The sequence below is a fragment of the uncultured Algoriphagus sp. genome, from assembly GCF_963974365.1.
Taxonomy (GTDB): domain Bacteria; phylum Bacteroidota; class Bacteroidia; order Cytophagales; family Cyclobacteriaceae; genus Algoriphagus.
In genome coordinates, this window is the sequence record NZ_CAXBBX010000016.1 from 59,201 (window position 1) to 83,741 (window position 24,541).

Below are 24,541 nucleotides of genomic sequence, written 5' to 3' on the forward strand. Positions count from 1 at the left end.
AAACTAATTGAAACGTATCAAATTCTGAGTAACCTCAGTTGAACCTTGTAGCTCGTAGTTTAAGATAAAAGCAGTACAAGTGTTTTACACTTTGCTTCAAAAGAAGATGCCCAGCTATTTTTAATTAAAAACATTTAATAGAACAACGAAATTGACAAAACATTCAGATTATGAAAATACTATTAGCAATTGATGGTTCAGATTTTAGTAAATCGGCCGTTAAGGAACTTGCAAAAATGACATTGTCAAATGGCAGTGAAATTAGTGTCATGAACGTATATGAGCATCCCACCGTCTGGGCTCCAGATCTACTCACGATGGAAACCGTTCGCCCCTACTATAAAGAGGTTATTTCCAGAGCAGAAAAATCGGCAGAGAAATCGGCAGAGAAAATTGTTGCCGAAGCTGCAAATGCATTGAAAAACAAAAATGGTACACTTAAAATAACCACCAGTGTTGTAAGTGGTCTTCCAAAAAAAGAGATTTTAGAACAAGCTGAAGCCTTTGGTGCAGATTTAATTGTACTCGGTTCCCAGGGCCATGGCGCACTTTCTCGTTTTTTATTGGGTTCTGTTTCACAATATATAGCAACGCACGCCAAGTGTTCGGTAATGATTGCAAGAAATAAAGATGAGAAGTGAAGGTGATTTTGGCAATAAATAATTGCTGCTAATTTGTTTAAAAATGGACAGGATCAAACTAGCATAAAGGAATCGGCTTACAAGTTCACTGATGAAAGCGATCTTAAGGATTTCAAAATTATTTCATGTGGTTATCATTGTTGGAGGGTTTGTAGGTCTGGTCTTTTTCCATTCTTATTTTCACGCTAATTTATGTGGCCTTGTCACTGGATGTTTCTCGAGGTTTGAGTAGCACCGAAATAATCAGGCATAAGACTTTGCCTTAACGACACAATCCGTTTGTTGGGAATAGGATTTGGGGATTACTATTACATTGGCTATGATGATTGTGTTTTTTGTTGTTTTTGCAAGTGTATTTTAGGAACACGTCTATTGGCGATTTTAAGTATTTTTAAACTGGCTCTACAGTTAAGAAAGGTAGAAAGGAAGATGGTTACGCATATTCAGTATGGAGCGTAAGCAGATAGAGCTAAGTATAGTTGAGATCTATACCTTTTAATGGTCGAAAAAGTGCTTTTACCTGATCTATGCTTTTTGGATCTAATAAGGTCATAATTTCATACATCGTAAGTGAGATATCATAAATGCCTCAAGGGCTAATATTCTAACTTTAACATTGAATCGTTAATGTAGCTTAAATGCCGAGAAAGACTATTTTTATAACAAAAGCATCAGGGGAAAAAGCGCCTTTTTCAGAGGCTAAGCTGCGGCAATCTCTAGAAAGAGCAGGGGCTGACTTAGCTGTAATAGATCGGATAGTGAGCGAAATTGAGAAGCTACTTTTTGATGGCATGTCGACAAAAAAAATCTATGGAAAGGCATTTTCAATACTCCGTAAGCACTCAAGACCTGTTGCAGGAAGGTATAAAATCAAGCAAGCTATTTTAGAATTGGGGCCTTCAGGTTATCCCTTTGAAAAGTTTGTGGGTGAACTTCTCAAACATCAGGGATACCTCACTAAAGTCGGAGTAATTATTCAGGGCTATTGTGTTAGTCACGAAATAGATGTAGAAGCCGAAAAGGATAATAAACACTTTATGGTGGAGTGCAAATTTCATAATCGTCAGGATTACAAGTGCGATGTAAAAATTCCGCTCTATATAAAATCAAGGTTTGAGGACGTGAAAAAGCAATGGGAAAAGCGTAAAGACCACATCAACAAATTTCATGAAGGTTGGTTGGTAACCAACACTCGATTTACCGAAGACGCCATTCAATATGGCAAATGCTCGGGGTTGATACTCATAGGTTGGGATTATCCACAACAGGGAAGTTTAAGTGATCGGATTAATGTGTCTGGTTTACATCCTATTACTTGCCTCACCACACTCACGAAACCTGAAAAGAAAATGCTGATTGATAACATGGTGGTACTATGCAAGGAACTTTGTGAAAACCCAGAACTACTAACTGAAATTGGGATTTCTGAATCCCGAATCAAACGGGTCACTAAGGAAGCAAAGGAGATTTGCGCTGAAATAGACAACATAGCCGGATAAAAAATAAATAAAAAAACATGCGCAACATTCTCTTCCTCCTTATTTCATTTCTGCAATTAGTTCCCTTCATTTCGCATGGTCAGGGGAAGGAAATGTTAATAGAGCAAATAGCAGGAAAAAAAATAGAACGTGAAAACTTTGATAAAAATGGACAGCTTTTAGGGAAACAACTATTCATAATAGGAGAATTGAGTCAAGCGGGAGAAACGTATAAAGTAGATGTGGTTACAGAGTTGTACAATGAAAAGGGCCAACTAAATGAAAAATACTCGACCACTTTCCAATGCAATCCTAAAGAGTTTGATGTATTGCTGAACGTATTTCCTTTTAGTGATCCTGATGATGAAAAGATAAAGGTGGAGGTGATCTCGAGAGATTTTAAGCAATTATATGATTTACAAAGTAGCAAATCCAAATCGTTAAAAGATATCGAATTAAAGATGAGCATAGAGTCAGGTGTACTGAGTTTTTTCGGATCGAAAAGCCTTGTTACGATTAAAAACAGAAACAGGAAAACAGAAAATGGAAAGGTTAATATTACTAGCACTGCTGTGATCGAAGCTTACATAATGGGAATTAAAATCAAAACGATCAATTATACTGTAGAAGAATATCTGACCGAAGGTTATGTACTATTAAGCCAGAAATTCACGGAGGATGACGGAGCTTATTTTACTATGAGTTATAATGATGCGAACTAATGACTCAACTTCGCTAAATCCAAATAATGAATAACTACAAAAAGAATAGCCTAAGTTTAACCGGGGCAGTGGCGCTTGGCACCGGAGTGATGATAGGTGCCGGTATTTTTGCCTTGCTTGGCCAGGTAGCGGAGCTTTCAGGGGCTTTGTTTCCTTTAGCTTTTTTAGTAGGTGCAGTTATCTCTGGTTTTAGCGCTTATGCATACATAAAGTTATCGAATGCTTACCCCTCAGCGGGTGGCATTGCAATGTACCTCAAAAAGGCCTATGGGCCCGGCACCATCACAGCAGCAGGATCTCTTTTAATGGCTTTTTCTATGGTTATTGGGGAGAGCCTGGTGGCACGCACATTTGGGTCCTATACCCTTCAGCTTTTTGATGTAGAGCAAAACAGCATCTGGGTGCCTGTGTTGGGTGTTGTATTACTGGTGGTTGCCTTTTTAATTAATATTGCCGGCAACAAAGTAATTGGAAGTTCTTCCTTGGCGATGGCAATTATAAAAATCGGGGGCCTAGTCATCTTTGCCATTGGCGGTTTATGGGCAGCAGGTTTTTCATTTGGTGAGGTCGTGCCTTCCTCTATCTCCGGCGATAATTCAGTATCCGGTTATATAGCGGCATTGGCTTTTACCATCCTTGCTTATAAAGGTTTTACCACCATCACAAATAGTGGAGGGGAGATTGTGAATCCCAATAAAAACGTGGGACGTGCCATTATAATATCACTCTTTTTATGCACCCTGGTGTATGTATTGGTGGCTTTGGCAGTTTCAGCCAATTTGTCAATCCCAGAGATTATAGCTTCCAAAGATTTTTCATTGGCTGAAGCTTCTAAACCTGCATTTGGAAAGTATGGTTTGTGGTTTACAGTGGGTATAGCCATTGTAGCAACTATTTCTGGGGTCATTGCCAGCATATTTGCTGTTTCGAGGATGACCGCTATGCTTACGGAAATTAACCTAATCCCTCATAAACATTTTGGGATGCCAGGTGGGTTACAAAAGCATATGCTGGTTTATACTGTAATTATTGCCATTATCCTCACAGCATTTTTCGATCTAACCCGAATTGCTTCTCTAGGAGCCATTTTTTACTTAACCATGGATATAATACTTCAGTGGGGTGTTTTAAAAAATCTTAGAAAAGAAGTAAATGTCAATGCTGCGATTGTTGTTACTGCCATTCTACTAGACCTAATTGTATTGGGGGCATTTCTATGGATAAAAGCCTCCGATGATCTTTTGGTAATAGTGGTTTCTGTAGTACTGATGATTTTAGTATTTATTGGTGAACGATGGTTTTTAGAATGGGAGAAAATTGAGAATGGCTAAAATTTAAAGTACATGACTAAAGCAAATAGAAATGCCTCTTACGACACTTTGAGCGAAGCTACTAACGCTTTGAGAAGAGATGGATATGTAGAAGACCTCAATCTAAAACCTGAATGCTTGGAATGCCTGACTTCCAAACTACGATTGCATCCGGAGGATTTTGAAATCGATCCTTTCTATCGTTTTGAAGGCATGAGTAATCCTGACGATAATAGCATTGTGTATGCTATCAGTGGCAACAATGGTATTAAAGGCATATTGGTTGATGCTTATGGGGTTTACAGTATAAGTCTAAATCAAGCAATGATTCAGAAACTCAAAATGACCGATAAATGAGTCAGCTAGATTACATATATATGCATCCTCAAATACAAGCTGGTTACGTTGAGAGAAAAAAACACTGAAAAAACTCCGAAAGGAGCTTCTTCTGTTACAACATAAGTTCTATCCCGATGGTAATTACTGTTTGCTCAGCGCTGTGGAAGGCCTTTATACCCTGATGAGGAGATAGAGCTAATGTAGAGCGAAAACAAAACTACACGACCGCTGGTGTCGAAATTATAAGGCGACCAAAATTAGCCGAACAGCGGGAAAAAATTAATTTGGAATACCCTAACAATATGATGAAGAGATATGGAAAATCATGAGCATAATAAGCACAATGAAATGGACCACTCCAAGATGAGTCATTCTAAAATGAGCAATGGTCAAAACGATGATTCCAAAAAGGATCATAGTATAATGAAACATGACCATGGTAATGTGTCGATGGGGATGGCGGGGCACGATCACCATAAAATGATGATTGAAGATTTTAAAAAACGCTTTTGGATCACGGTTATCCTCACCATCCCCATCTTGGTTTTTTCTCCTATGATCCAAGGTCTGTTGGGTTATGAATGGTTATTGCCCGGCAATCCTTACATCCTTTTCGGCCTTTCTACCATAGTTTATTTTTATGGTGGCTGGCCTTTTTTAAAAGGGTTGAAAGAAGAACTGCAACAAGGCGCTCCCGGAATGATGACCCTTATCTCTATGGCCATCAGTGTAGCCTATTTTTACAGTTCGGCAACCGTATTTGGACTTGCTGGACAGGACTTCTTCTGGGAACTTGCCACCCTAATTGCTATTATGTTATTAGGCCATTGGTTAGAAATGAAGTCCGTGCTTGGCGCTTCAAAAGCTTTGCAACTTCTGGTAAGTATGATGCCTTCAGAAGCACATCGAGTGAAAGGGGATAGTGTAGAAGATGTGAAATTAGAAGACTTAAAGAAAGACGATATTATCCTCATCAAACCAGGTGAAAAAGTCCCTGCTGATGGAATTATTGTAGAAGGGGAAAGCTATCTGAACGAATCCATGTTAACGGGCGAATCAAAACCTGTGAAAAAAGGATTGGAAAATAAAGTGATTGGCGGCTCACTCAATGGGAACGGCTCACTCAAAGTAAAGGTAGAGCATACGGGCAAAGACAGCTACCTCAATAAGGTGATCACTCTGGTGCAGGAAGCCCAAAAGTCTAAGTCCAAAATGCAGAATCTCTCAGACCGTGCGGCTAAATGGCTTACCTATATAGCATTGGCGATAGGCTTTGGCACACTATCCGTCTGGTTATTTTTAGGATTCCCATTTGTGTATGCCTTGGAGAGAATGGTAACGGTAATGGTTATTGCCTGTCCACATGCTTTAGGATTGGCTATTCCATTAGTAGTAGCTATATCTACTGCTGTATCTGCGCAGAACGGTTTATTAATTCGGAACCGAACGGCTTTTGAAGAATCACGTAAGATCTCAGTTTTACTCTTTGATAAAACAGGAACATTGACCAAAGGGGATTTTGGTGTAACACGTATTGAATCAGTTGATAAACAGTACACTTCAGAGGAAGTATTACGACTGGCCAGCGCCCTAGAGCTAAGTTCCGCGCATCCCATTGCGGTCGGGATTATTAAAAAGGTAAAGGAAGATAATGTGGCAATACCTAAGCTTGACAATTTCAATGCGATTACGGGCAAAGGAGTTGAAGCAAATGTAGAAGGTAAAAAAGTCAAGGTAGTAAGTCCTGGGTATTTAAGAGATGAAAAAATAGCTATACCTGAAGATGCTTATAGCGATGCCGCTGAAACAGTAGTATTTGTTTTAATTGACGGCAAATTGGCAGGGTACATTGCCCTTGCGGATGAAATTAGACCTGAGTCAGCAGAAGCTATCAAAGTATTTAAAAAGAACAACATAAAAGTGTTGATGGCGACCGGGGACAATGAGAAGACTGCCAAAGCTGTAAGTGATAAACTGGGATTAGATGGGTACTATTCAGAAGTGCTACCCCATCAGAAAGTAGAGATTGTGAAGGAGTTACAAGCCAAGGGTGAGTTTGTCGCTATGACAGGTGACGGAGTAAATGATGCACCGGCACTTGCACAAGCTAACGTGGGTATCGCGGTGGGTTCAGGTACTGATGTGGCAGCTGAAACGGCTGATATTATTCTGGTCAACAGCAATCCACATGATATTGCCAACCTGATTTTATTTGGTAAAGCCACTTACAATAAAATGATCCAAAACTTGATATGGGCTACCGGGTACAATGTCATTGCTATTCCTCTCGCGGCAGGGGTGCTTTATTCTTCGGGGTTTGTATTGGGGCCAGCAGTGGGAGCTGTATTTATGAGTTTGAGTACCATCATTGTAGCGATCAATGCTCAATTATTGAAGAAAAAGATTGGTAACAAGTAATGGGTAATCGGGAAATGCTTGGCAGGATAGCGATTATCTTGCTTAGTATTTTTGTAGTAATGAGTGGGTATGGTGTGTTGCTACCCGTTTTACCCTACTATACGGAACGACTTGCCCTAAAGTCCGGTGTAGTGGCTGATGAGAATATCAACTATCACATAGGTATCCTTACCAGTATCTACCCGTTTTTTCAACTGTTATTTGCGGTTGTTTGGGGTAAGCTATCTGACCGATTTGGTCGCAAAGTACTGATCATTATGGCCTTGTCAGGCTTTGTCATAATGCAGGTTTTAACGGGCCTGTCAACTTCTTTAGCCATGCTTTATGTAGCCCGTATTTTAGGAGGGATATTTTCCTCTTCTGTCATACCTGTGAGCAATGCTTACCTGAGTGACCTTACTAGTACTAAACAACGAAGAAAAATACTGGCCTGGTCAGGTGTGGCTGTTAGTGCAGGTGTCATTGCCGGTCCTATGATTGGTGGTTATCTGGCTCAAACCAATCTGCATTTTAATACCAGATTTGGGCACTTGCTATTGGATAAGTTCAGTGTTCCTTTCCTTGTAGTTGCATTGTTGGGAATAGTCGCTTTAGTAGTTGTTGTATTATGGCTCAAAAAACCAAAGGAGCAGTACACAAATAGCCCGCAAGGTAAACTCAAAATGGCGGCGATGCTGGCCAATCCAGTCTTTTTAAGGCTCTTACTACTTTCGTTAGTGATACAGTTGGCCGTCACCCTATTTGAAACTGTTTTTTCCATGTACGCCAAAGATATCCTTGTCTTTGACACTGCACAGGTTGGTCTTGGGTTTATGCTCTGTGGTTTGATCATGGCTGTTTTACAACCAGTCTTTGCCAGTTTTGATGAAAATATCCTGCCCATGAGACTGCAGCTGATTACAGGGTTTTTACTGGCGGCCTTATCAATGGGTATTTTCACACTAATAACAACTGACTTCTATGTATTCACGATGATCATAATTTTTGCCACAGGCGGGGCGATGGTGACACCAAACCTGATTGCCTCGATCTCATTCATTGATGAAAGTAATACAGGGACTTATTTGTCCACTCAAACTTCTACAAATAGCATCGGCCAGGTATTGGGGCCATTGTTAGGTATGTGGATTTATTCTTTTGGTAGTTCATTGCCATTTCTGATTATCGGGATATTCCTGCTGCTAGTAACTCTACTTACTATGCCGGGACTAAAATTCAATAAATCTTAGCTTGCTATTATCCATAATTGATATGAAAAAAAATAGCTAAATGCTTAGGAGACCAAGCGGAATACCTACTGTTACATACTTGTGATTCCATTGATAAAATAAGGCTCACCATACCCATGCCTAATTACATGGATCAAGTTTTCTCAATACCAACAGAAGCCCGCAGGTACTCTTGTCGGAATAGACTACTAACTATTCGATCAGGGTATTGCATGCTGAGTAGATATTGCACTGATGGCAGATAAGCTGGAGGTCTTGCCTTTTGCAATTGGGCTAAGTAGAAAAGCCAAAGGAATCATCAAGCAAAACTTATGGATAAGCTTGGGAATAGTGGCCTTATTAATTCCTGCCACGCTGTTTGGGTTTGCTTCAATCGGTTTGGCTGTGCTGATACATGAAGGTTCTACCATAGTTGTTGTGGTCAATGCTTTAAGATTGCTTGGTTACGAAAAAAAGTAAGTCTTCAGTCACCATTAAAATTAGAATTGCTGTTTTATATTTAAGAAATTGCTTAAATAAGCAATAATATGTTATATTTATGACGTTATTAAATTCTAAAGAGGAAATCATGGAAAACAATCAATCCTGTATCAGAGTATTTGCCGATAAAGATCAAATAAACCATTGCCGAGAATTACTCCAAGCCAATGGCTCGGCATTTGGTCAATTGAGTGGTTTGCTGGCGCTTGCAGGGAATGAAGTGAGGCTGAAGATTTTATTTCTTTTAGAGGAAGAAAACGAACTCTGCCCATGCGACTTATCAGACATTTTAGGAATGAGCATCCCTGCAGTTTCTCAACATCTCAGAAAACTCAAAGACAAAAATGTCATTGAAGGTCGAAGAGAGGGTCAAACTATTTTCTACTCATTAAAACAAGAACAACTGGCCTTATTTCACCCCTTTTTCAAACACATCATTAATAAATCAAACATAGTTACAGTATGAGCGAGAAAACCAGCAAACTTGTCGGAGCGGGAGTGCTATCGGCAGTAGCAGCATCACTTTGCTGCATTACCCCTGTATTGGCACTCATTTCAGGAGCATCAGGTGTAGCAGCAAGCTTTTCGTGGATGGAACCCGCAAGGCCATATCTTATCGGAATCACCGTTTTAGTATTGGGTTTTGCTTGGTACCAGAAAATCAAGCCTAGGACAGCGGAAGAAATTCAATGCGATTGCGAAGAAGATGAGAAAAAGCCTTTTATGCAGACTAAAACATTTTTAGGCATTGTAACCGTGTTTTCAGCTTTAATGCTTGCTTTTCCAAACTACGCGCACATTTTCTACCCTTCAAATGATCACAAAGAAATTATAATTGTCAATGCCTCAGACATTCAATCGGTAACCTTTGATATAAAAGGAATGACTTGTGCTGGCTGTGCCTCACATGTAGAAAATGATGTGAATAAGCTGCCAGGTATTGTTAAGGTGGTCGCAATTTATGAAGAGGCGACAGCCCAAGTAGAATTTGACCAATCAAAAATAAGCTTGGTTCAAATTGAAGAAGCCATTAACGGTACTGGCTATAAAGTGGTAGGTAAGAAATAGTATTTTTTTGTGCCCTGTATTTAAGAATTTAATTAAATAATTGATTATGTATAAATATGATGTTTTTGTCTTAGGCTCCGGAATGGCAGGAATGAATATTGCCAACATATGTGCTAGCAAAGGACTAAAAGTGGGAATTACGGATGAGCTGCCCTATGGGGGGACCTGTGCACTACGAGGTTGCGATCCAAAAAAAATAATGCTGGGTGCTACGGAGGCGAAAGATTTTGCAGCCCGACTTCATGAAAAACAAATAGCTGAAGTTCCGGCCATCCATTGGAAAGCTGCTATGGAATTAAAGCAAGAGTTTGTAGATGCAATGCCCCCCAAAATTGAAAAAGGCTATAAGCACAATGGAATTGAAACCTTTCACCAATCGGCTAAATTTATTTCAGAAAATCAACTGAAGGTAGGCGATGAAACGATAGAGGCTAAAAAAATAGTGATAGCTACAGGTGCAAAGCCCAAGGTATTAGGAATCACGGGCGAGGAGCACATGCTGACCAGTACCGACTTCCTGAATTTTGATACACTTCCAAAATCGCTTGTTTTCATAGGGGGTGGTTATATCGCCTTTGAATTTGCGCATATGGCAGCCCGCTTTGGCAGCGAAGTCACTATCCTGCATCGAGGCAAACAGCCATTAGAAAGTTTCGATCCGTTTATCGTGGAGCAGTTGACTGGAGCCACCCAGAAATTAAATATCAAGGTAGTGTTGAACACCAATGTTACAGCCGTTGAAAAATTGGGAAATTCTTTTACTGTGAAAGGCAAGGATAAAAACGGAGAACAAAAATGGGAAGCGGAAGCTGTGATCAATTCAGCCGGAAGACCACCAGCAATTTTTGACCTAGATCTGGAAAAAGCAACTATCGCATTCAGTAAAAGAGGGGTCGAGGTAAATGAATATTTGCAAAGCACCACCAATTCTAACATATATGCTGCGGGTGACGCTGCTGATACGGATGGAATACCACTAACACCTGTAGCAGTCATGGAAGGGCATATTGTAGCTTCCAATATTATTAATGGTAACATTAAAAAACCCGACTATACGGCTATTCCTACCGTAGTATTTACCTTACCCACCATGGCATCGGTAGGCCTTTCCGAAGAAAAAGCGACTGAAAAAGGAATTGAATTTATTGTGAATAAAAAAGCTGTTCCAGACTGGTTTACGGCCAAAAGGATAAATGAGAAGACCTACGCCTATAAAACCCTGATCGAAAAGGAAACCGGAAAAATTTTAGGGGCACATATCATTGGCCCACATGCAGAAGAAGTGATCAACCTTTTTGCCATGGCCATAAAGGCTGGATGGACTTCGAAGGATATTAAAACGATGATATTGACCTATCCGTCAGCTAGTGCTGATATTGTTTACATGGTTTAAACACTTAAAATTTCAAACATTTAGAAAAAAATAATGTATAAAGAAATCATAAATCTAGACATTACTGGAATGACCTGTGACCACTGTGCGACAGGTATTGAAAAACTACTTTCCAAAAATGAAGGCATAAAGGAAACCAATGTGAGCTATACAAAAGCTACTTGCGAGTGTGCTTATGACCCTTCCAAAACCAGCAAGGAAGAAATTATTAACACCATTAATGGCACGAAAAACTATCGTGTAAAAGGTGAAATCCCCGAAAATGGTAGTGGCGGCAACAACCAATTTGACCTCATCATTATCGGTGGTGGTTCGGCTGCATTTTCGGCAGCTATCAAAGCCGAAAGTTTAGGTTTGACTACATTAATGATCAACGGTGGATTAGACTTTGGTGGGACCTGTGTGAATGTAGGTTGTGTTCCTTCCAAAAACTTAATCCGTGCAGGCGAAACGGCTTATCACGCTACCCATTCCAACTTTGCAGGGATCAAGCCTAAAGGCGTTGACATTGATTTTGCCCAAATCATCAAAGACAAAAAGAAGCTGGTCGCCACTCTCCAGGAGAAAAAGTACATGAATGTAGTAAGCGATTTTGAAAACTTGACTATGCTTAAAGGTTGGGCAAAGTTCAAAGACAGCAAAACAATTGAAGTAGATGGGAAAGAATATAAAGCCCTTAAATTTTTAATTGCTACAGGAGCTACTACCAACATTCCGAATATTGAAGGCTTGGACAAAATCGATTATTTGACTAATGTTTCCCTTTTCGATCTGGAAGAAAAGCCTGAAAGTATCACCATTATGGGAGCAGGTTATATAGGATTGGAAATAGCTATGGCTTACAATCGCCTAGGGGTAAAAGTTCGGATCATAGAATTTACCGATCGGGTTTTGAGGTCACAAATGCCTGACATTAGTGAAGCATTGGAAACTCAAATGCGAAAGGAGGGAATTGAAATCCTTCCCAACTTTAGAGCCCTGAAATTTGAGCAAAAGGAAAGTGAAACAATTATTCATTGTAAACGCCCTGATGGTTCATTTACGGAAATTGTAGAAAATGGAAAAGTAGTGATTGCCACAGGTACAACACCTAATACCCAAACATTGGGCTTACAAAATGTAGGTTTAGAATTAACCGAAACTGGACACATTTTGGTAAACGAAAAGATGGAAACCAATTTAGTGAACATTTATGCTGTTGGTGATGTAGCCAATACTCCGGCATACGTTTATACGGCGGCATTTGAAGGGAAAATTGCAGTAGAAAATGCCTTTTCAGGAGCAAATAACAAAGCTGATTATTCTTCGCTGCCTTGGGTGGTCTTTACTGATCCGCAAATAGCAGGAGCAGGTTTGGACGAAGCAGAGGCAGAAGCTAAAGGAATTCCATTTGAAGTTTCCAAATTGGAACTCAAAGATGTTCCAAGAGCCATTGCAGCAAATGATACAAGAGGATTCATCAAACTTATTCGCAACACTGAAACCGACAAATTGGTAGGTGCTAGAGTAGTTGCACCCGAAGGAGGAGAACTTATTCAACAATTAAGTATGGCAATCAAATACGGAATAACAGTAAAAGAATTGGCGGACAGTTTTTATCCCTATTTGACCTTGGGAGAAGGGATAAAATTAGCAGCGATAACTTTTGGAAAAGACGTGTCGGAATTAAGCTGCTGTGCCAGTTAGGCTAAATTGAAAAAAATTTGGAGACCACCCCTATACCGCCCCCATCTTTGGAGTGTAATTAATTTTAATCATTAAAATCTTAAAAAGATGAAACGACAAATTGAAGTATTTACAGCTGGATGCTCAGTCTGTGAACCAGTGGTAAAAATGGTAAAAGAAATGGCTTGTGACTCTTGCGAAGTAACAGTTTATAATACCATTGAGCAAGGTGACTCTAAAGTATGTGTTGACAAAATGAAGGAATATAACATCACTTCTTTGCCTGCCGTAGCTGTAAGTGGAAAATTGCTTGACTGTTGCAAAGATAGAGGAGTAAGTAAAGAGGAATTAGTCGCTGCCGGAGTAGGAAAGGCGATTTAAAAGGAAGTTGATAAATTAAGTATCCATACATTCCAAATACTGATTTTCAGTGTTTGGAATGCATTTAACTGCAATCATTATGTTGCCAAAAGATTTAACAAAAGACCTAAAAATCCGCCTAAAAAGCATCAATGGACAAGTTGAAGGAATCATAAGGATGCTTGATAAAAGTGATAATCCGGCACAAATTCTCAATCTTTTTAAAGCAGTTAACAACGGCTTTGAAAAAGCTCAGCATCTTCTTTTAGACGAAGTGTACAGAAAAACATTGGCTATTAAAATTGCAGAGGCATTAGAAGCTTGTCCTGGCAATTGCGGCCAAGAGGAGAAAATTGCTACCATTAGAAATCAGTTCCCTAATTTAAATCTTTACGAGCTAACTGACAAAATGAATGAGATGGAGACCATTTATGAGTTTCTACAAACAAGCAAAGATAAAAATATGAAAACTATAACTTTAACGATTGGCAATATGGTATGTCAAGGATGCGCTGAAAAAATATCAGACATTTTAAAAGAATTAGATGGAATTAAAAAAGTAAAAACTAAAACGATACAGAAAACTGTACAAGTGGAGTTTGATCCTAATCAGATAAATGAATCACAAATAGAAACTGCTTTGACCAAATCAGGGTATGAACCAAAAAAAACTTGTATATGAAAATCGCTGTCAATTTTTCATTATTACTAATGATTGTGATTTTATTAGGATGTGCAGAAAATCCGAAAAAAAGCAGTCATGCTGATGTGAACCAGGCTGATAACGTGTTCGTGGAAGTTTCGATTGAAGGAATGAGCTGTATGGCTTGTGTAGCAAAAGTAAAAAAGACCCTTTCCGATTTAAATGGCATATATGAAGTGAAAGTTAGTCTTGAAAATAAGAATGCAACTATACAATACAATCCTAATAACATTGCATTAGATAAAATCAAACAAGCGATTGATGAAATTGGCTATAATGCTGGAGCTGTAAAAACTTTATCTCAATGAATCTGGAACAATTTTTAAATGAATTTTCCGGTATTTTTCAAGATGGTTCAATATTGAGTTTGGGTATTGCCTTTGTTGCAGGATTGATTTCAAGTGGTGTTTGCCCTTGTACATTGCCTGTTGGACTTGGCTTTGCAGGTTATGTTGGAAGTACTTCTGTTCGGAAATCAAAAACAGGATTTGCAGTCACTTTTTCGTTTTTTATTGGAATAGTATTTTGTTTAACATTATTAGGAGCTATTGCAGGCTATTCAGGAATTTTTCTGACCGAAGTATTTGGGAAGTATTGGGCTTTGGGAATGGGAGTCATAGCGTTAATCGCAGCAGGAATTGCCTTTTATGGCCCATATTTGCGTGTTAGACAACTTGAATCTTTACGAACACCGGGGATTGGTGGTTCATTCATTTATGGGTTTATATTTAGTTTAGGTACAGCAGCCGCTCCTTTATTGCTTTTATTATCCTTTGCAGTTGCAAAAGCGAGTTTAATCTATGGGTTACTTCTCGCTTTCTGTTTTGGTATTGGGAGAGGACTTCCTTTTTTGCTTGTTGGTCTATTTTCAAGTTCTGTTTCCAAACTCGCCAAATTATCTTGGTTAAGAAAAAGTATTCAAATATTGAGCGGAATGGCATTACTCTATTTAAGTTTTTATTTTTTCAGGATTTTTTCATTTTACCTCTAACTATAAAGCAGGTTCTTAAAAGATGTAGCTGACCTAAGTGCTGAATACTGCCTAGCGCTATTAAAAGCGTCAGATCCTTCCTAAAGGGATATATGAGTGGTAAATTTTAAACACTAAGGATTCTGGGCACGTGTGTCTATAAAAAAGGGCTGGAAACTTTTTGAAATTTTGAAGTCAGCTAACTGATTTAGTTTAATTCACCTAATATTCTTTTAGTTATTATTAAAAAAGCCTTTTCTTATAATGAATAACGACGCTTGACCGACATTAAGGCATGTCAAATTTTTGGTGGACCACCTTTGGTTGGCAGACATCTCCAGGAGTCTCGGGCAAGTATGAATATAGCTAGATTTAGCTAACCTATTATGATGATTGAATAGCGGAATATCATACATCAAAGACAAGATTTAACAAATCTAAAGCTTAACAATCTGTTAATTTTGATTAGGGTTAAGTCATCACAGATTGATATGATCGTTTTAAGTTATTTAAATAATTTTAAATATAAGTTTTATGAATGGGTTAGAAGGACACTATTGGGGTATGCACACCATTTGGTGGATGGTCTGGGTAATATTTATGATTTGGCTTTTTTTTACTCCCTGGGACATACCTGGGCAAAAAACCAAAAAGGAAACGCCATTAGATCTTTTGAAAAAGAGGTATGCAAAAGGAGATATTAATAAGAAGGAATACGACCACATTAGAGAAGATTTGCAAATATGAAAAATATATTAGTACCTACCGATTTCTCTGATGCTGCAAACCGTGCAGCAGATATTGCCATTTCAATAGCTGAAGAATCTGGCGCTCAAGTTCATTTTTTACATCTTAAAATCACCCCTATCCCTTGGGTAAAGTTGGATAAAGAAAAGGAGAAACGATTTCCTGAAATTTTAAAGGAAATAGGCCATGCTAAAGACGCACTTAATAAACTGGTAAAGAAAGCTAAAGATAAGGGTGTAAAAGCTGAGCGGTTTGTCGTGTTTGATGTGGGTAGAGAAGAAATACTTAAACACATTCCATTTCATCATCATGATTTTGTGGTAATGGGTTCGCACGGTGCATCCGGGGCAAAAGAACTATTTGTTGGGTCAAATGCTCAAAAGGTATTGAGAGACTCTACCGTACCCGTATTAATTATCAAAGAAAAATCTATCTGGCCGATTAAGAATATAGTTTTTGCGTCCAATTTTGAAGAAGATGTTAAAACACCCTTCAACACGGTGGTGAAGTTTGCCGATCTCAACGAATCCAATATTCACCTGCTATATGTCAATGTGCCATTTTCATTTGAGGAGACCGACAGGAGCATGGAAAAAATGAATGCTTTTCACGAAAGCTGTCTCCGAGGAGGAACCTGTACTTCCAACATATACAATTCGCTGAATGAAGAGCGCGGGATTTTAAAATTTGCTGAAACTGTAGAGGCTGATCTTATTGCGCTGACTACGCATGGAAAAACAGGTTTCTTAAGTTTTGTAAGTAAAAGTATCACCGAAAGTCTGGCAAATCATTCTGAAATACCCATTTTAAGTATCAACCTTAACAAATAGAATTATGAAGAAGATATTAAAAACAGCAGCGGTATTATCCGTATTAATAGTAGCCATATCGGCTTGTCAGCAACAGGGGGATGTCAGCAAAATGTTGGAAAATGAAGAATCCCGAAATCAGCTATATGAGACTATCATTTCCGATAATGAACATTCAAAACAACTGATGCAGGCTATGATGGAAGATGATCATACCCTAATGATGATGAAAGACAATGGTGAATTGATGAGTATGATGATGTCTAACAATGAAAATATGATGGGCATGATGAAGGATAATCCTGAGATGACGCAAGGCATGATGAGCAATATGATGAGTATGGCTGAGTCAGATTCCTCTGTGTGTAAGCACATGATAAGCCTCATGAAAGATAGGCCCAATGTGATGGGGCAGATGATGGATATGATGCATAATGAAGGTATGATGGACAAGGAAACGATGATGAGAAACAGAGAAAAGATGGGGATAGAAAACCATGGAGATCATCACTAAAAAACTATAATTATGAGAAATAATTCTATGACATGGATGCTGGTAGGATGCCTAGGCATATTCCTACTGCTCTTTTTATTGCCGGCTTTCGGCTTTAATGGAACTAACTCGCTTTTCATTTTCGTCATCATCTTTTTCGTTGCTCACCTCTTTATGATGAGAAGCCATGGCGGACACGGAAGCCATTCCGGGCATGAGAATGATCAAGAAAATCAATCTAAAAACAAAAATGATCAGGCAACACATCAACATTAAAAAGTTTGCTTTGGCTTGGGGAGTGGCAGGAGTTGTTTTGTACTTGGGCTGTATTATTCTGATGGCTACGGTAGGCCATGAAGGTACTGTCCTGTTTTTTAACAGCTTACTCCATGGTTTTGATACCAGCGCTATTATCAGAATGGAGGTTCCCTGGACTGAAGCATTAATAGGATTAGTAGAAATATTTATCCTGGGTTGGCTGTTTGGAGCGCTGATAGCAGCAGTCTATAATATATCTTTTAACAAAAAGCACTAATAATAGAGTAACGGTGAGCGTCGATAAAACATAAATAAATTAGAAATCATGGAAAATTCAATTAAGCATACTTATCACATAGGTGGTATGAGTTGTGGAGGATGCGTTGCAACAGTTAAAAATAGATTGTCTGCTGCACCGGGTGTAACATCCGTATCAGTTGACCTTGCAAAGAAAGAGGCTGAGATAACTTCTTCAGCTATAATTAAAGCGGATACACTTCAGGATGCATTAAAGAATACGCACTACACCATTGCAGAACTTAAATCAGTTTAATTAAATTTTTAAAAATTAAAATGATGAAAAATTTAGAAAACAAAGTGGCCATTGTTACAGGAGCAGGTTCTGGTATTGGCAAAGCAGTTTCATTACTATATGCATCTGAAGGCGCAAAAGTTGTCGTGACCGACATAGATGAAAAAGGTGGAAATGAGACGGTGAACCTCATTAAATCAAAAGGGGGAGAAGCTTTTTTCATAAAAGCAGATACTTCCAAACCTGATGACCAAAAATCAATGGTGGAAATGGCCGTAAAGAAATACGGTGGTTTGCACATTGCCTGCAACAATGCTGGCATCGGTGGAGAATTAGCTCCAACGGGAGAGTATTCCATTGACGCTTGGGACAAAATTATAAGTGTCAATTTGTCGGGTGTGTTTTATGGCTTGCGTTATCAGATTCCTGCCATGTTAACCACTGGCGAAGGTGGCAGTATAGTAAATATGGCGTCCATACTTGGAATGGTAGGTTCTAAAAACGTACCTGGATATGTGGCTGCAAAGCATGGTGTTGTGGGACTTACCAAGACTGCTGCATTGGATTATGCTGATAAACAAATACGCATCAATGCAGTGGGGCCGGGATATATCGATACGCCTTTACTGTCCGATTCACTCGATGAAGACACTATAAAATCACTAGCCGGACTTCACCCCATTGGCAGGTTAGGTACTTCAGAAGAAGTTGCCGAATTAGTGCTCTGGCTAAGTTCTTCAAAATCTTCTTTTGTAACTGGCTCTTATTACACAATTGATGGAGGCTATACAACTCAATAAAATATTTCATACCAATTAGACCCTAAAAAATGAATTATAATTTTTTAGGAAATAGAATATTATAATGAAAGACAAAACCGAAGTAATAATTGTGACAGGAAGCAGTGGAATGATAGGCTCAGCCTTAATTCATAAACTTGCTGAAAAATACCATGTTGTTGGATTTGACCAAGATGGCTCTCCGTTTCCGCCCGTTGAGGCAGAATGTGTATGTGTGGATCTCACCGACGATGACCGAATGGCCTTTGCATTCAAAAGAATTCGCTACGCCTATGGTAACAAAATAGCATCGGTTGTGCATCTCGCGGCATATTACGATTTCTTAGGCGAACCCTCTGAGCTGTATGATAAAGTGACTGTGAAAGGCACTGAGCGGATGCTGAAATACTTGCAGGATTTTGAAGTGGAGCAATTCATTTTTTCAAGCAGTATGCTAGTTTATAAACCTTCCTCTCCAGGAGTTTTAATTACTGAAGAATCGCCGTTGGAACCTAAATGGGATTATCCTAAATCTAAAGTCACGACTGAAAAAGTGATGCATGACAAACGGGGTGAAATTCCTGTAGTAATGATGCGAATTGCGGGTGTGTATAGTGAAGAAGGTAGTTCAATACCCATCACCAATCAGGTACAGCGTATTTATGAAAAACAAATTTCAGCACGGCTCTATCCCGCTAATACCGCCCATGGCAGCACTTATGTGCATAGAGATGACGTCATCAATGCGTTGGCCCTTGCTGTTGAAAAAAGGAATGACCTTCCAAAGGAAGTCGTCTTAAATATTGGGGATGATGAGACATTGTCCTATCAGGAATTGCAGGATATTATCAGTAAAGCACTTTCCGGTAAAAAATCATCGATTATCCCTATTCCAAAGTGGTTTGCCAAAGTCGGGGCATTTATGCAAAACCTTTTTGGTAAAGCCTTTATAAAACCCTGGATGATTGACTTAGCTGATGACCATTTTGAAATGGACAGTTCCAAAGCTAAAAAGTTGTTGGGGTGGAAACCAAAACACGGTTTGCGAGATACCCTGCCCAAAATGGTTGAAAACTTAAAGGCCAATCCAAAGAAATTTTATCAGGTAAATAAACTTGAATAGACATTGAGGAATGAATATACATTAACCTAATCCAAGTGTATTATGAAAAAAAATGACCCTTCTTCTTCTTCCAATCAGGGCGATGCGAGTAAATCCTCACAAAAGGCACAATACACTTGCACCATGCATCCTGAAATTATCAGTGATAAACCGGGAAAATGCCCTAAATGCGGGATGAAGCTTGTACCCAAAGGGGAAGAACAAGCTCACAAAATGGAAGGGATGGGCTCACGAGGCGTCACCCGACCAATGATGGACATGGAAGGCCACGAACACAAAAAGGGCCATAAGCACATGGATATGGATATGGGCGCGATGAAAATGAGTGCAGATGATCGTATGAAAATGTTGAAAGATCACCACAAACAAACGCTCTGGGTTTACTGGGTTATTGTATTGCTGGGATTTTGGATGATCACTTCACCACTTACTTTTGATTATGGCAAGAATGTGGTAGCACCTGCTGGAGGAAGACCAGTTTGGTTGTCCCTTAGTGATCGTATTGCTGCCATGTATTGGAGCGATATCATTAGTGGGGTGCTTCTGGTAATTTTTGGTTGGAGATCCCTTAAGCCAAACCGTCCTTATAGCGTTTGGATTAGTTGTTTTATTGGGATATGGATCAGCATGGCCCCATTTATTTTTTGGGCACCAACTGCTATCGCCTATTATAACGGTACTATGGTCGGGGTTTTAATTATTGCCTTATCCATTCTCATACCCGGCATGCCCAATATGATCCGGTATATGAAAATGGGTGGCAATGTGCCTAGCGGTTGGAGTTACAATCCATCCAGCTGGCCACAGCGATCTATTATGATTGGCTTGGCATTTATCGGGTGGATTGCCTCCCGTTATTTGGGAGCATTTCAATTAGGTTATATAGATACCGTTTGGGATCCTTTTTTTGGGGAAGGCACCTTAAATGTTTTGAACTCCGATATGTCGCATAGTTTCCCCATTTCAGATGCGGCACTGGGCACGCTTGCCTATACGCTGGAATTTCTAATGGGATTTATGGGCGGCACTTCCCGATGGCGGACTATGCCCTGGATGGTTACTTTTTTTGGAATTTTGGTCATTCCACTTGGGTTTGTGAGTATATTCCTAGTGGTTTCCCAGCCACTTACCGTAGGTGCATGGTGTGCACTTTGCCTATTTTCTGCCATTATTATGCTTCCCATGATTCCTTTACAAATCGATGAAGTCATTGCTATGTGGCAGCACATGGTGCAGAGAAAACAGAAAGGAGATTCGTTATGGACTGTGTTTTGGAAAGGCGGAGAAGCGCTTTCCACTGAAAACGATCAACGTTCCCCTGACTTGGCAAACTTTGTCGACAACCCTTGGAAGGTTTTTAAATCATCACTATGGGGAATGACTGCTCCTTGGCAATTAACTATTTCTGTAATCATTGGACTTTGGTTGATGATTTCCCCAACCGTTTTCCAGATGGGAATAGAAACATCTGCTGCAAACTTGAACCACTTAGGAGGAGCACTGGTGATCGTTTTTGCGGTAGTGGCCATGGCCGAAGTACTCAGAAGTTTTCGCTATTTCAACGTATTGTTAGGTCTAGCACTGGTAGTTATGCCTTGGTTGATAGAGGATAGCAATATGGTGCACACCCTAAGCAGTAGCCTTGCTGGACTTATCATAATGGCACTTTCCTTTTCCAAAGGGAAAATCAAAGAAACCTACGGACTTTGGGATAAATATGTAGTGTAAATAAGGTTTTTTGATAATAGGGTAGGGCGTTTTCAAGCATCAAACGTTAAAATGACAATCACAGCATATAGCGAATCAAACAAACTCTCAGATCCATTTTAAGAAATAAATATTACTAATGATTATTACCATAAAATAAAACCAATGAAAAAGATACTCGTCCCTTGCGATTTCTCTGATTCGGCAGTCCAAGCCTTCGTATTTGCACTTAAGATTGCGCAACAAAGCAAAGGAGAAATTATTTTACTCCATGTAATTGAGCTTCCTGTTTTGCGCGGTACAATACAGGTGCCAGCACTTTATTTTGAGGAGAATTATTTAAAGGATATGGAAGTGAAAGCCCAAAAGAATTTTGAGGAACTAAAAGGTGAGTGGGCAAAGGAAGGGGTAAGAGTCCGCTCATTGATAGAGCACGGCCCCATTACAAAGACTATTACCCGTATAGCCGAGGTATACAAATTGGATTTGATTGTTATGGGTACACAAGGGGCAACCGGGTTTAAAGAATTTCTTGTGGGATCAAATACTGAGAAAGTTGTCCGCTTCTCGCCATTACCAGTATTGGCCGTTAGGAAATCGCATGAATTTTCGCACATCAAAAACATTGTATTTCCCACAACACTTGATCCGAATCAAAATAAATTACTGATTCATATTAAGGAGTTGCAAAATTTCTTTTCTGCGAAACTTCATCTGTTGTTGGTGAATACACCTCACAATATGAAGAGAACAGTAGATGAAAAAGATATGATGGAAGCGTATGCGAGGGATTTTGATCTTCAAAACTATACAATTAACACGCGAAATGATTTTTACGAATCGGATGCCATCATCAATTTCACTATTGAGAATAAGGCGGATATGATTGCTATGGGTACGCATAGTCGTAAAGGTCTGGCTCATTTATTCTCAGGAAGTGTGGCTGAAGAGGTTGTCAATCGTATGGATTGCCCAATATGGACTTATTCTATAAACGAGTAACTTCGCTTTTTATACTTGGAATTTTAGTCACTAAACCCTAGAAAGATAATGAAGAAACTAGTAAGAAAAATAATGGCTACTGCGGGAGGTTTTTCAGGCATTGGTGAGGATAGAACCAGTTTTCTAGCCAAAGCTAAAAGTTTATTTGTAATCAGCGAGAAGCTAGAAATGGATCAAAGATGTTTGAGGCAATAAGCTCCGTGACAGTCTCCATACAAATACTTTGGCTTTTTATTTTGGCCATACCCATTGCCTGCATTGCATGGACAGTAACCCACGAAGAAGTTTTTCGCGAACCCAGAGACTATTGTATTAACCGAAGTGTGCGTGGTAAAACTTTACTGGAAAGAAAATTCTTTTACATCTTTACCTGTGAGTATTGCTTCAGCCATTACGTAACGATTCTTTTTCTTTTTATGACTAATTACACATTACTGATGAGTGATTGGCGAGGTTATATAATTGCAGGATTTTCATTGGTGTGGATTGCCAACATCTATATGAGTTTATTCGGACTGGTCCGGCAGGATATTAAAAAGGAAATAATAGAAAATAAGATGCTTGAAAAGAGAGGAAAAAAATAATTGTGATGAATAAGTTTATTAGCTCTTATATTTTTATCATTGCCTGCTTAGTAATTATATTATTGGGAGATATGTGTGCTGTTATCGAGATAGAAATCCTTTCAAAATATTTTTACTGTCCTATGTAGAAATACCTATGGGTGATTTAAAATGACAAATTAGTTTATCATAGAATGTTATGAATGAATTGAGGGAGTTATTCCTAGAGCCACAAAGATTTAAAACAAAGTATTATAGAGCTTCCAATATTTATAAAACTGTCGTTTAATGAGATTAGTAAAATATTTTTTAATTACTATCAAAAAGCAATAGTTTAAAATATAAGCTTCATCTCACCTTTAAAGTGGAATAGAAAAATCATATGGCGTAGGTCAGCAAGGTAATTCTTGAAAGTACAGGGTCTGTTAGTTAATCGATAAAGACAGCAAAATATAAATAAGCATCTAAAATAGGAAAGTGAAATTCAGGTAAAAGCAGTAGAATGATGCAACAATTAAGATCTAAACACTTGCAAAAGATAAATTCCCAGAGTACCGATACAGGAATGATAGATCAGCTGCAGCGGGAAACCTTTGGGTACTTTCTGAAATAGGTGAACAGGCATGCCGGGTTAATAGCGGATAAAAGCCAGGATCTCCATCAAGTATAGCAATGGTAGGCATGTGGCTTAGCTGCTATGTCGTAGGCTCTGTGCGTGGATATTTATTTAGGGACGATGCAATCAGGAGGACCCTTGTGGTTTTAAAGTTTTTGCATACCAGTAATCAGGATATCGAAGTGGATGCAACAGGATACAAGGGATTCTAATATCACTTCCTGAATATGCAAACTGGAAAAGGGGCCTTGAATAGTGAATTGTCCACGATTGATACTGCTATATTGTTGGCCGGAGGGTTGACTGCACAAAATTATTTTTCAGGTGAAAATTAATCTGAAAACGAAATACGGACTATTGCTGATGAACTTTATGCCAGAGTGGGTTGGCAGTGGGCGTTGAATGGTCATGATTCAGTTACCCATGGGTGGAAACCGGAGTCTGGATTTCTTCGGTTCCGTTGGGATGAAAAGTATAGCGAGGCGCAACTCATGAATTCATGCCCACTATAAAGACCCACTTGGGAGCGGATATGAGCAGTTCTTGTATGATATTTAGACTTAGATTTATCATATTCCTCCTACCATTATTCATTTGATAATAAAGTACAAATTATCGCAACCTTAATTTTGTATTTGAGTTTAGTAGTAGGTGTTCCGATTAAGAAAAATGAACGTTATGGCGATTGCCGTATTTTTTCTGGCCTCCATTACAGGAGTCTATGGTACATTTTTTATCTGCAATACTGTATTATCAAACGAAGAAGCAAGTCATTCTCACGATGTCAATCATCATGTAGAGGTTGCTGAAGGAACTCATTCTCATAATTCCGACTCCTCAACAGATGATTGTTGCGACGATTTAACCTATTCATTTTTAAATGGAGCCAAGGTGTTGGCAAATCAACTTCACGTTGAATTCCCTTCGATTGGTGAGATAATTATCGTTCAGCCAGTCACTTTCAAACTGGTTGGATTTGAAAATTTTGGTAGTCCATCACACGTTATTGATCCGCCTCCAAAAGCGGTTCATCGGAGGATTTTGTATCAGTCCTTTATTATCTGATTCCTCTTCAATAAGAAGATCAATTTCATTGATTTTCAAAATCCCTATTTCTAAAGCCTATTGACTAAATG

Annotated in this window: 29 protein-coding genes; all 29 read left to right on the forward strand. The window is 39.0% G+C overall.

Going from position 1 to position 24,541, the window contains the following annotated elements:
* Window positions 1–170 precede the first annotated feature (170 nt).
* The 29 genes from AACZ87_RS19555 to AACZ87_RS19695 all read left to right on the forward strand — a co-directional run bounded on the left by AACZ87_RS19555 (window position 171) and on the right by AACZ87_RS19695 (window position 24,470).
* On the forward strand, window positions 171–641 hold the full coding sequence (locus tag AACZ87_RS19555; protein ID WP_339869689.1) for a universal stress protein: 471 nt from the start codon (window positions 171–173) through the stop codon (window positions 639–641).
* 638 nt (window positions 642–1,279) lie between these two features.
* Window positions 1,280–2,140, forward strand: coding sequence for a restriction endonuclease (locus tag AACZ87_RS19560; RefSeq protein ID WP_339869690.1), 861 nt, complete (start codon window positions 1,280–1,282; stop codon window positions 2,138–2,140).
* Window positions 2,141–2,157: 17 nt separating this feature from the next.
* Complete coding sequence (locus AACZ87_RS19565) at window positions 2,158–2,841, forward strand: hypothetical protein (RefSeq protein WP_339869692.1); 684 nt, start codon at window positions 2,158–2,160, stop codon at window positions 2,839–2,841.
* 26 nt (window positions 2,842–2,867) lie between these two features.
* A complete protein-coding gene (locus AACZ87_RS19570; protein ID WP_339869694.1) occupies window positions 2,868–4,172 on the forward strand; it encodes an APC family permease in 1,305 nt (434 codons plus the stop codon).
* Between the two features lie 12 nt (window positions 4,173–4,184).
* Window positions 4,185–4,508 carry a phosphoribosylpyrophosphate synthetase gene (locus AACZ87_RS19575; protein WP_339869696.1) on the forward strand — a complete coding sequence of 108 codons (324 nt, stop codon included), beginning with the start codon at window positions 4,185–4,187 and terminating at the stop codon, window positions 4,506–4,508.
* Between the two features lie 297 nt (window positions 4,509–4,805).
* Window positions 4,806–6,908: a copper-translocating P-type ATPase gene (locus AACZ87_RS19580; RefSeq protein WP_339869697.1), complete on the forward strand. Its 2,103-nt coding sequence runs from the start codon at window positions 4,806–4,808 to the stop codon at window positions 6,906–6,908.
* Complete coding sequence (locus AACZ87_RS19585) at window positions 6,908–8,137, forward strand: MFS transporter (protein WP_339869699.1); 1,230 nt, start codon at window positions 6,908–6,910, stop codon at window positions 8,135–8,137. Before AACZ87_RS19580 ends, AACZ87_RS19585 begins: the two co-directional genes overlap by 1 nt.
* Before the next feature lie 234 nt (window positions 8,138–8,371).
* Window positions 8,372–8,596 carry a hypothetical protein gene (locus tag AACZ87_RS19590; protein ID WP_339869700.1) on the forward strand — a complete coding sequence of 75 codons (225 nt, stop codon included), beginning with the start codon at window positions 8,372–8,374 and terminating at the stop codon, window positions 8,594–8,596.
* Between the two features lie 109 nt (window positions 8,597–8,705).
* A complete protein-coding gene (locus tag AACZ87_RS19595) occupies window positions 8,706–9,083 on the forward strand; it encodes a metalloregulator ArsR/SmtB family transcription factor (protein WP_339869778.1) in 378 nt (125 codons plus the stop codon).
* The gene (gene merTP, locus AACZ87_RS19600; RefSeq protein WP_339869702.1) at window positions 9,080–9,685 is read left to right on the forward strand and encodes a mercuric transport protein MerTP; all 606 of its coding nucleotides are present in this window, start codon (window positions 9,080–9,082) and stop codon (window positions 9,683–9,685) included. The genes AACZ87_RS19595 and merTP overlap by 4 nt, the downstream gene beginning before the upstream one ends.
* A 46-nt stretch (window positions 9,686–9,731) precedes the next feature.
* On the forward strand, window positions 9,732–11,078 hold the full coding sequence (locus AACZ87_RS19605) for an NAD(P)/FAD-dependent oxidoreductase (RefSeq protein WP_339869704.1): 1,347 nt from the start codon (window positions 9,732–9,734) through the stop codon (window positions 11,076–11,078).
* A 33-nt stretch (window positions 11,079–11,111) separates the two neighbouring features.
* Entirely contained in the window at window positions 11,112–12,764 is a 1,653-nt protein-coding gene (merA, locus tag AACZ87_RS19610) for a mercury(II) reductase (RefSeq protein WP_339869706.1), read from the forward strand.
* Between the two features lie 87 nt (window positions 12,765–12,851).
* Window positions 12,852–13,124, forward strand: a complete 273-nt coding sequence (locus tag AACZ87_RS19615) for a glutaredoxin (protein ID WP_339869708.1) — start codon at window positions 12,852–12,854, stop codon at window positions 13,122–13,124.
* A 79-nt stretch (window positions 13,125–13,203) separates the two neighbouring features.
* Entirely contained in the window at window positions 13,204–13,785 is a 582-nt protein-coding gene (locus AACZ87_RS19620) for a metal-sensing transcriptional repressor (protein WP_339869710.1), read from the forward strand.
* Window positions 13,782–14,114: a heavy metal-associated domain-containing protein gene (locus AACZ87_RS19625; protein ID WP_339869711.1), complete on the forward strand. Its 333-nt coding sequence runs from the start codon at window positions 13,782–13,784 to the stop codon at window positions 14,112–14,114. The genes AACZ87_RS19620 and AACZ87_RS19625 overlap by 4 nt, the downstream gene beginning before the upstream one ends.
* On the forward strand, window positions 14,111–14,797 hold the full coding sequence (locus AACZ87_RS19630; protein ID WP_339869712.1) for a cytochrome c biogenesis protein CcdA: 687 nt from the start codon (window positions 14,111–14,113) through the stop codon (window positions 14,795–14,797). The genes AACZ87_RS19625 and AACZ87_RS19630 overlap by 4 nt, the downstream gene beginning before the upstream one ends.
* 513 nt (window positions 14,798–15,310) lie before the next feature.
* Entirely contained in the window at window positions 15,311–15,523 is a 213-nt protein-coding gene (locus AACZ87_RS19635) for an SHOCT domain-containing protein (protein WP_339869713.1), read from the forward strand.
* Window positions 15,520–16,353, forward strand: coding sequence for a universal stress protein (locus AACZ87_RS19640; RefSeq protein ID WP_339869714.1), 834 nt, complete (start codon window positions 15,520–15,522; stop codon window positions 16,351–16,353). Before AACZ87_RS19635 ends, AACZ87_RS19640 begins: the two co-directional genes overlap by 4 nt.
* Before the next feature lie 4 nt (window positions 16,354–16,357).
* Window positions 16,358–16,846: a hypothetical protein gene (locus tag AACZ87_RS19645; RefSeq protein WP_339869716.1), complete on the forward strand. Its 489-nt coding sequence runs from the start codon at window positions 16,358–16,360 to the stop codon at window positions 16,844–16,846.
* 12 nt (window positions 16,847–16,858) lie between these two features.
* Window positions 16,859–17,101 (forward strand): hypothetical protein, encoded by a 243-nt coding sequence (locus AACZ87_RS19650; protein WP_339869718.1) that lies wholly within the window; start codon window positions 16,859–16,861, stop codon window positions 17,099–17,101.
* Window positions 17,076–17,360, forward strand: coding sequence for a DUF5676 family membrane protein (locus tag AACZ87_RS19655; RefSeq protein ID WP_339869719.1), 285 nt, complete (start codon window positions 17,076–17,078; stop codon window positions 17,358–17,360). The genes AACZ87_RS19650 and AACZ87_RS19655 overlap by 26 nt, the downstream gene beginning before the upstream one ends.
* Before the next feature lie 48 nt (window positions 17,361–17,408).
* Window positions 17,409–17,636, forward strand: a complete 228-nt coding sequence (locus AACZ87_RS19660) for a heavy metal-associated domain-containing protein (RefSeq protein ID WP_339869721.1) — start codon at window positions 17,409–17,411, stop codon at window positions 17,634–17,636.
* Window positions 17,637–17,656: 20 nt separating this feature from the next.
* Window positions 17,657–18,415: a glucose 1-dehydrogenase gene (locus AACZ87_RS19665; RefSeq protein WP_339869722.1), complete on the forward strand. Its 759-nt coding sequence runs from the start codon at window positions 17,657–17,659 to the stop codon at window positions 18,413–18,415.
* A gap of 64 nt (window positions 18,416–18,479) precedes the next feature.
* Window positions 18,480–19,517 (forward strand): NAD(P)-dependent oxidoreductase, encoded by a 1,038-nt coding sequence (locus AACZ87_RS19670; protein WP_339869723.1) that lies wholly within the window; start codon window positions 18,480–18,482, stop codon window positions 19,515–19,517.
* A 42-nt stretch (window positions 19,518–19,559) separates the two neighbouring features.
* A complete protein-coding gene (locus AACZ87_RS19675) occupies window positions 19,560–21,245 on the forward strand; it encodes a vitamin K epoxide reductase family protein (RefSeq protein ID WP_339869725.1) in 1,686 nt (561 codons plus the stop codon).
* Between the two features lie 144 nt (window positions 21,246–21,389).
* Window positions 21,390–22,226, forward strand: coding sequence for a universal stress protein (locus tag AACZ87_RS19680; RefSeq protein WP_339869727.1), 837 nt, complete (start codon window positions 21,390–21,392; stop codon window positions 22,224–22,226).
* Window positions 22,227–22,274: 48 nt separating this feature from the next.
* Window positions 22,275–22,421, forward strand: coding sequence for a hypothetical protein (locus AACZ87_RS19685; RefSeq protein WP_339869728.1), 147 nt, complete (start codon window positions 22,275–22,277; stop codon window positions 22,419–22,421).
* On the forward strand, window positions 22,406–22,810 hold the full coding sequence (locus AACZ87_RS19690) for a hypothetical protein (RefSeq protein ID WP_339869730.1): 405 nt from the start codon (window positions 22,406–22,408) through the stop codon (window positions 22,808–22,810). The genes AACZ87_RS19685 and AACZ87_RS19690 overlap by 16 nt, the downstream gene beginning before the upstream one ends.
* Before the next feature lie 1,273 nt (window positions 22,811–24,083).
* The gene (locus tag AACZ87_RS19695; protein WP_339869731.1) at window positions 24,084–24,470 is read left to right on the forward strand and encodes a hypothetical protein; all 387 of its coding nucleotides are present in this window, start codon (window positions 24,084–24,086) and stop codon (window positions 24,468–24,470) included.
* Window positions 24,471–24,541: the final 71 nt, after the last annotated feature.

Excerpts from the sequence above, each read along its gene's own strand:
- AACZ87_RS19685 (WP_339869728.1), top strand. The coding sequence starts at position 22,275 with ATGAAGAAACTAGTAAGAAAAATAATGGCTACTGCGGGAGGTTTTTCA.
- merTP (WP_339869702.1), top strand. The coding sequence starts at position 9,080 with ATGAGCGAGAAAACCAGCAAACTTGTCGGAGCGGGAGTGCTATCGGCA.
- AACZ87_RS19590 (WP_339869700.1), top strand. The coding sequence starts at position 8,372 with ATGGCAGATAAGCTGGAGGTCTTGCCTTTTGCAATTGGGCTAAGTAGA.
- AACZ87_RS19580 (WP_339869697.1), top strand. The coding sequence starts at position 4,806 with ATGGAAAATCATGAGCATAATAAGCACAATGAAATGGACCACTCCAAG.
- AACZ87_RS19670 (WP_339869723.1), top strand. The coding sequence starts at position 18,480 with ATGAAAGACAAAACCGAAGTAATAATTGTGACAGGAAGCAGTGGAATG.
- AACZ87_RS19655 (WP_339869719.1), top strand. The coding sequence starts at position 17,076 with ATGATCAGGCAACACATCAACATTAAAAAGTTTGCTTTGGCTTGGGGA.
- AACZ87_RS19635 (WP_339869713.1), top strand. The coding sequence starts at position 15,311 with ATGAATGGGTTAGAAGGACACTATTGGGGTATGCACACCATTTGGTGG.
- AACZ87_RS19595 (WP_339869778.1), top strand. The coding sequence starts at position 8,706 with ATGGAAAACAATCAATCCTGTATCAGAGTATTTGCCGATAAAGATCAA.
- AACZ87_RS19695 (WP_339869731.1), top strand. The coding sequence starts at position 24,084 with ATGGCGATTGCCGTATTTTTTCTGGCCTCCATTACAGGAGTCTATGGT.
- AACZ87_RS19640 (WP_339869714.1), top strand. The coding sequence starts at position 15,520 with ATGAAAAATATATTAGTACCTACCGATTTCTCTGATGCTGCAAACCGT.
- AACZ87_RS19555 (WP_339869689.1), top strand. The coding sequence starts at position 171 with ATGAAAATACTATTAGCAATTGATGGTTCAGATTTTAGTAAATCGGCC.
- AACZ87_RS19690 (WP_339869730.1), top strand. The coding sequence starts at position 22,406 with ATGTTTGAGGCAATAAGCTCCGTGACAGTCTCCATACAAATACTTTGG.
- AACZ87_RS19625 (WP_339869711.1), top strand. The coding sequence starts at position 13,782 with ATGAAAATCGCTGTCAATTTTTCATTATTACTAATGATTGTGATTTTA.
- AACZ87_RS19665 (WP_339869722.1), top strand. The coding sequence starts at position 17,657 with ATGATGAAAAATTTAGAAAACAAAGTGGCCATTGTTACAGGAGCAGGT.
- AACZ87_RS19575 (WP_339869696.1), top strand. The coding sequence starts at position 4,185 with ATGACTAAAGCAAATAGAAATGCCTCTTACGACACTTTGAGCGAAGCT.
- merA (WP_339869706.1), top strand. The coding sequence starts at position 11,112 with ATGTATAAAGAAATCATAAATCTAGACATTACTGGAATGACCTGTGAC.
- AACZ87_RS19615 (WP_339869708.1), top strand. The coding sequence starts at position 12,852 with ATGAAACGACAAATTGAAGTATTTACAGCTGGATGCTCAGTCTGTGAA.
- AACZ87_RS19605 (WP_339869704.1), top strand. The coding sequence starts at position 9,732 with ATGTATAAATATGATGTTTTTGTCTTAGGCTCCGGAATGGCAGGAATG.
- AACZ87_RS19585 (WP_339869699.1), top strand. The coding sequence starts at position 6,908 with ATGGGTAATCGGGAAATGCTTGGCAGGATAGCGATTATCTTGCTTAGT.
- AACZ87_RS19630 (WP_339869712.1), top strand. The coding sequence starts at position 14,111 with ATGAATCTGGAACAATTTTTAAATGAATTTTCCGGTATTTTTCAAGAT.
- AACZ87_RS19675 (WP_339869725.1), top strand. The coding sequence starts at position 19,560 with ATGAAAAAAAATGACCCTTCTTCTTCTTCCAATCAGGGCGATGCGAGT.
- AACZ87_RS19660 (WP_339869721.1), top strand. The coding sequence starts at position 17,409 with ATGGAAAATTCAATTAAGCATACTTATCACATAGGTGGTATGAGTTGT.
- AACZ87_RS19680 (WP_339869727.1), top strand. The coding sequence starts at position 21,390 with ATGAAAAAGATACTCGTCCCTTGCGATTTCTCTGATTCGGCAGTCCAA.
- AACZ87_RS19620 (WP_339869710.1), top strand. The coding sequence starts at position 13,204 with ATGTTGCCAAAAGATTTAACAAAAGACCTAAAAATCCGCCTAAAAAGC.
- AACZ87_RS19570 (WP_339869694.1), top strand. The coding sequence starts at position 2,868 with ATGAATAACTACAAAAAGAATAGCCTAAGTTTAACCGGGGCAGTGGCG.
- AACZ87_RS19560 (WP_339869690.1), top strand. The coding sequence starts at position 1,280 with ATGCCGAGAAAGACTATTTTTATAACAAAAGCATCAGGGGAAAAAGCG.
- AACZ87_RS19645 (WP_339869716.1), top strand. The coding sequence starts at position 16,358 with ATGAAGAAGATATTAAAAACAGCAGCGGTATTATCCGTATTAATAGTA.
- AACZ87_RS19565 (WP_339869692.1), top strand. The coding sequence starts at position 2,158 with ATGCGCAACATTCTCTTCCTCCTTATTTCATTTCTGCAATTAGTTCCC.
- AACZ87_RS19650 (WP_339869718.1), top strand. The coding sequence starts at position 16,859 with ATGAGAAATAATTCTATGACATGGATGCTGGTAGGATGCCTAGGCATA.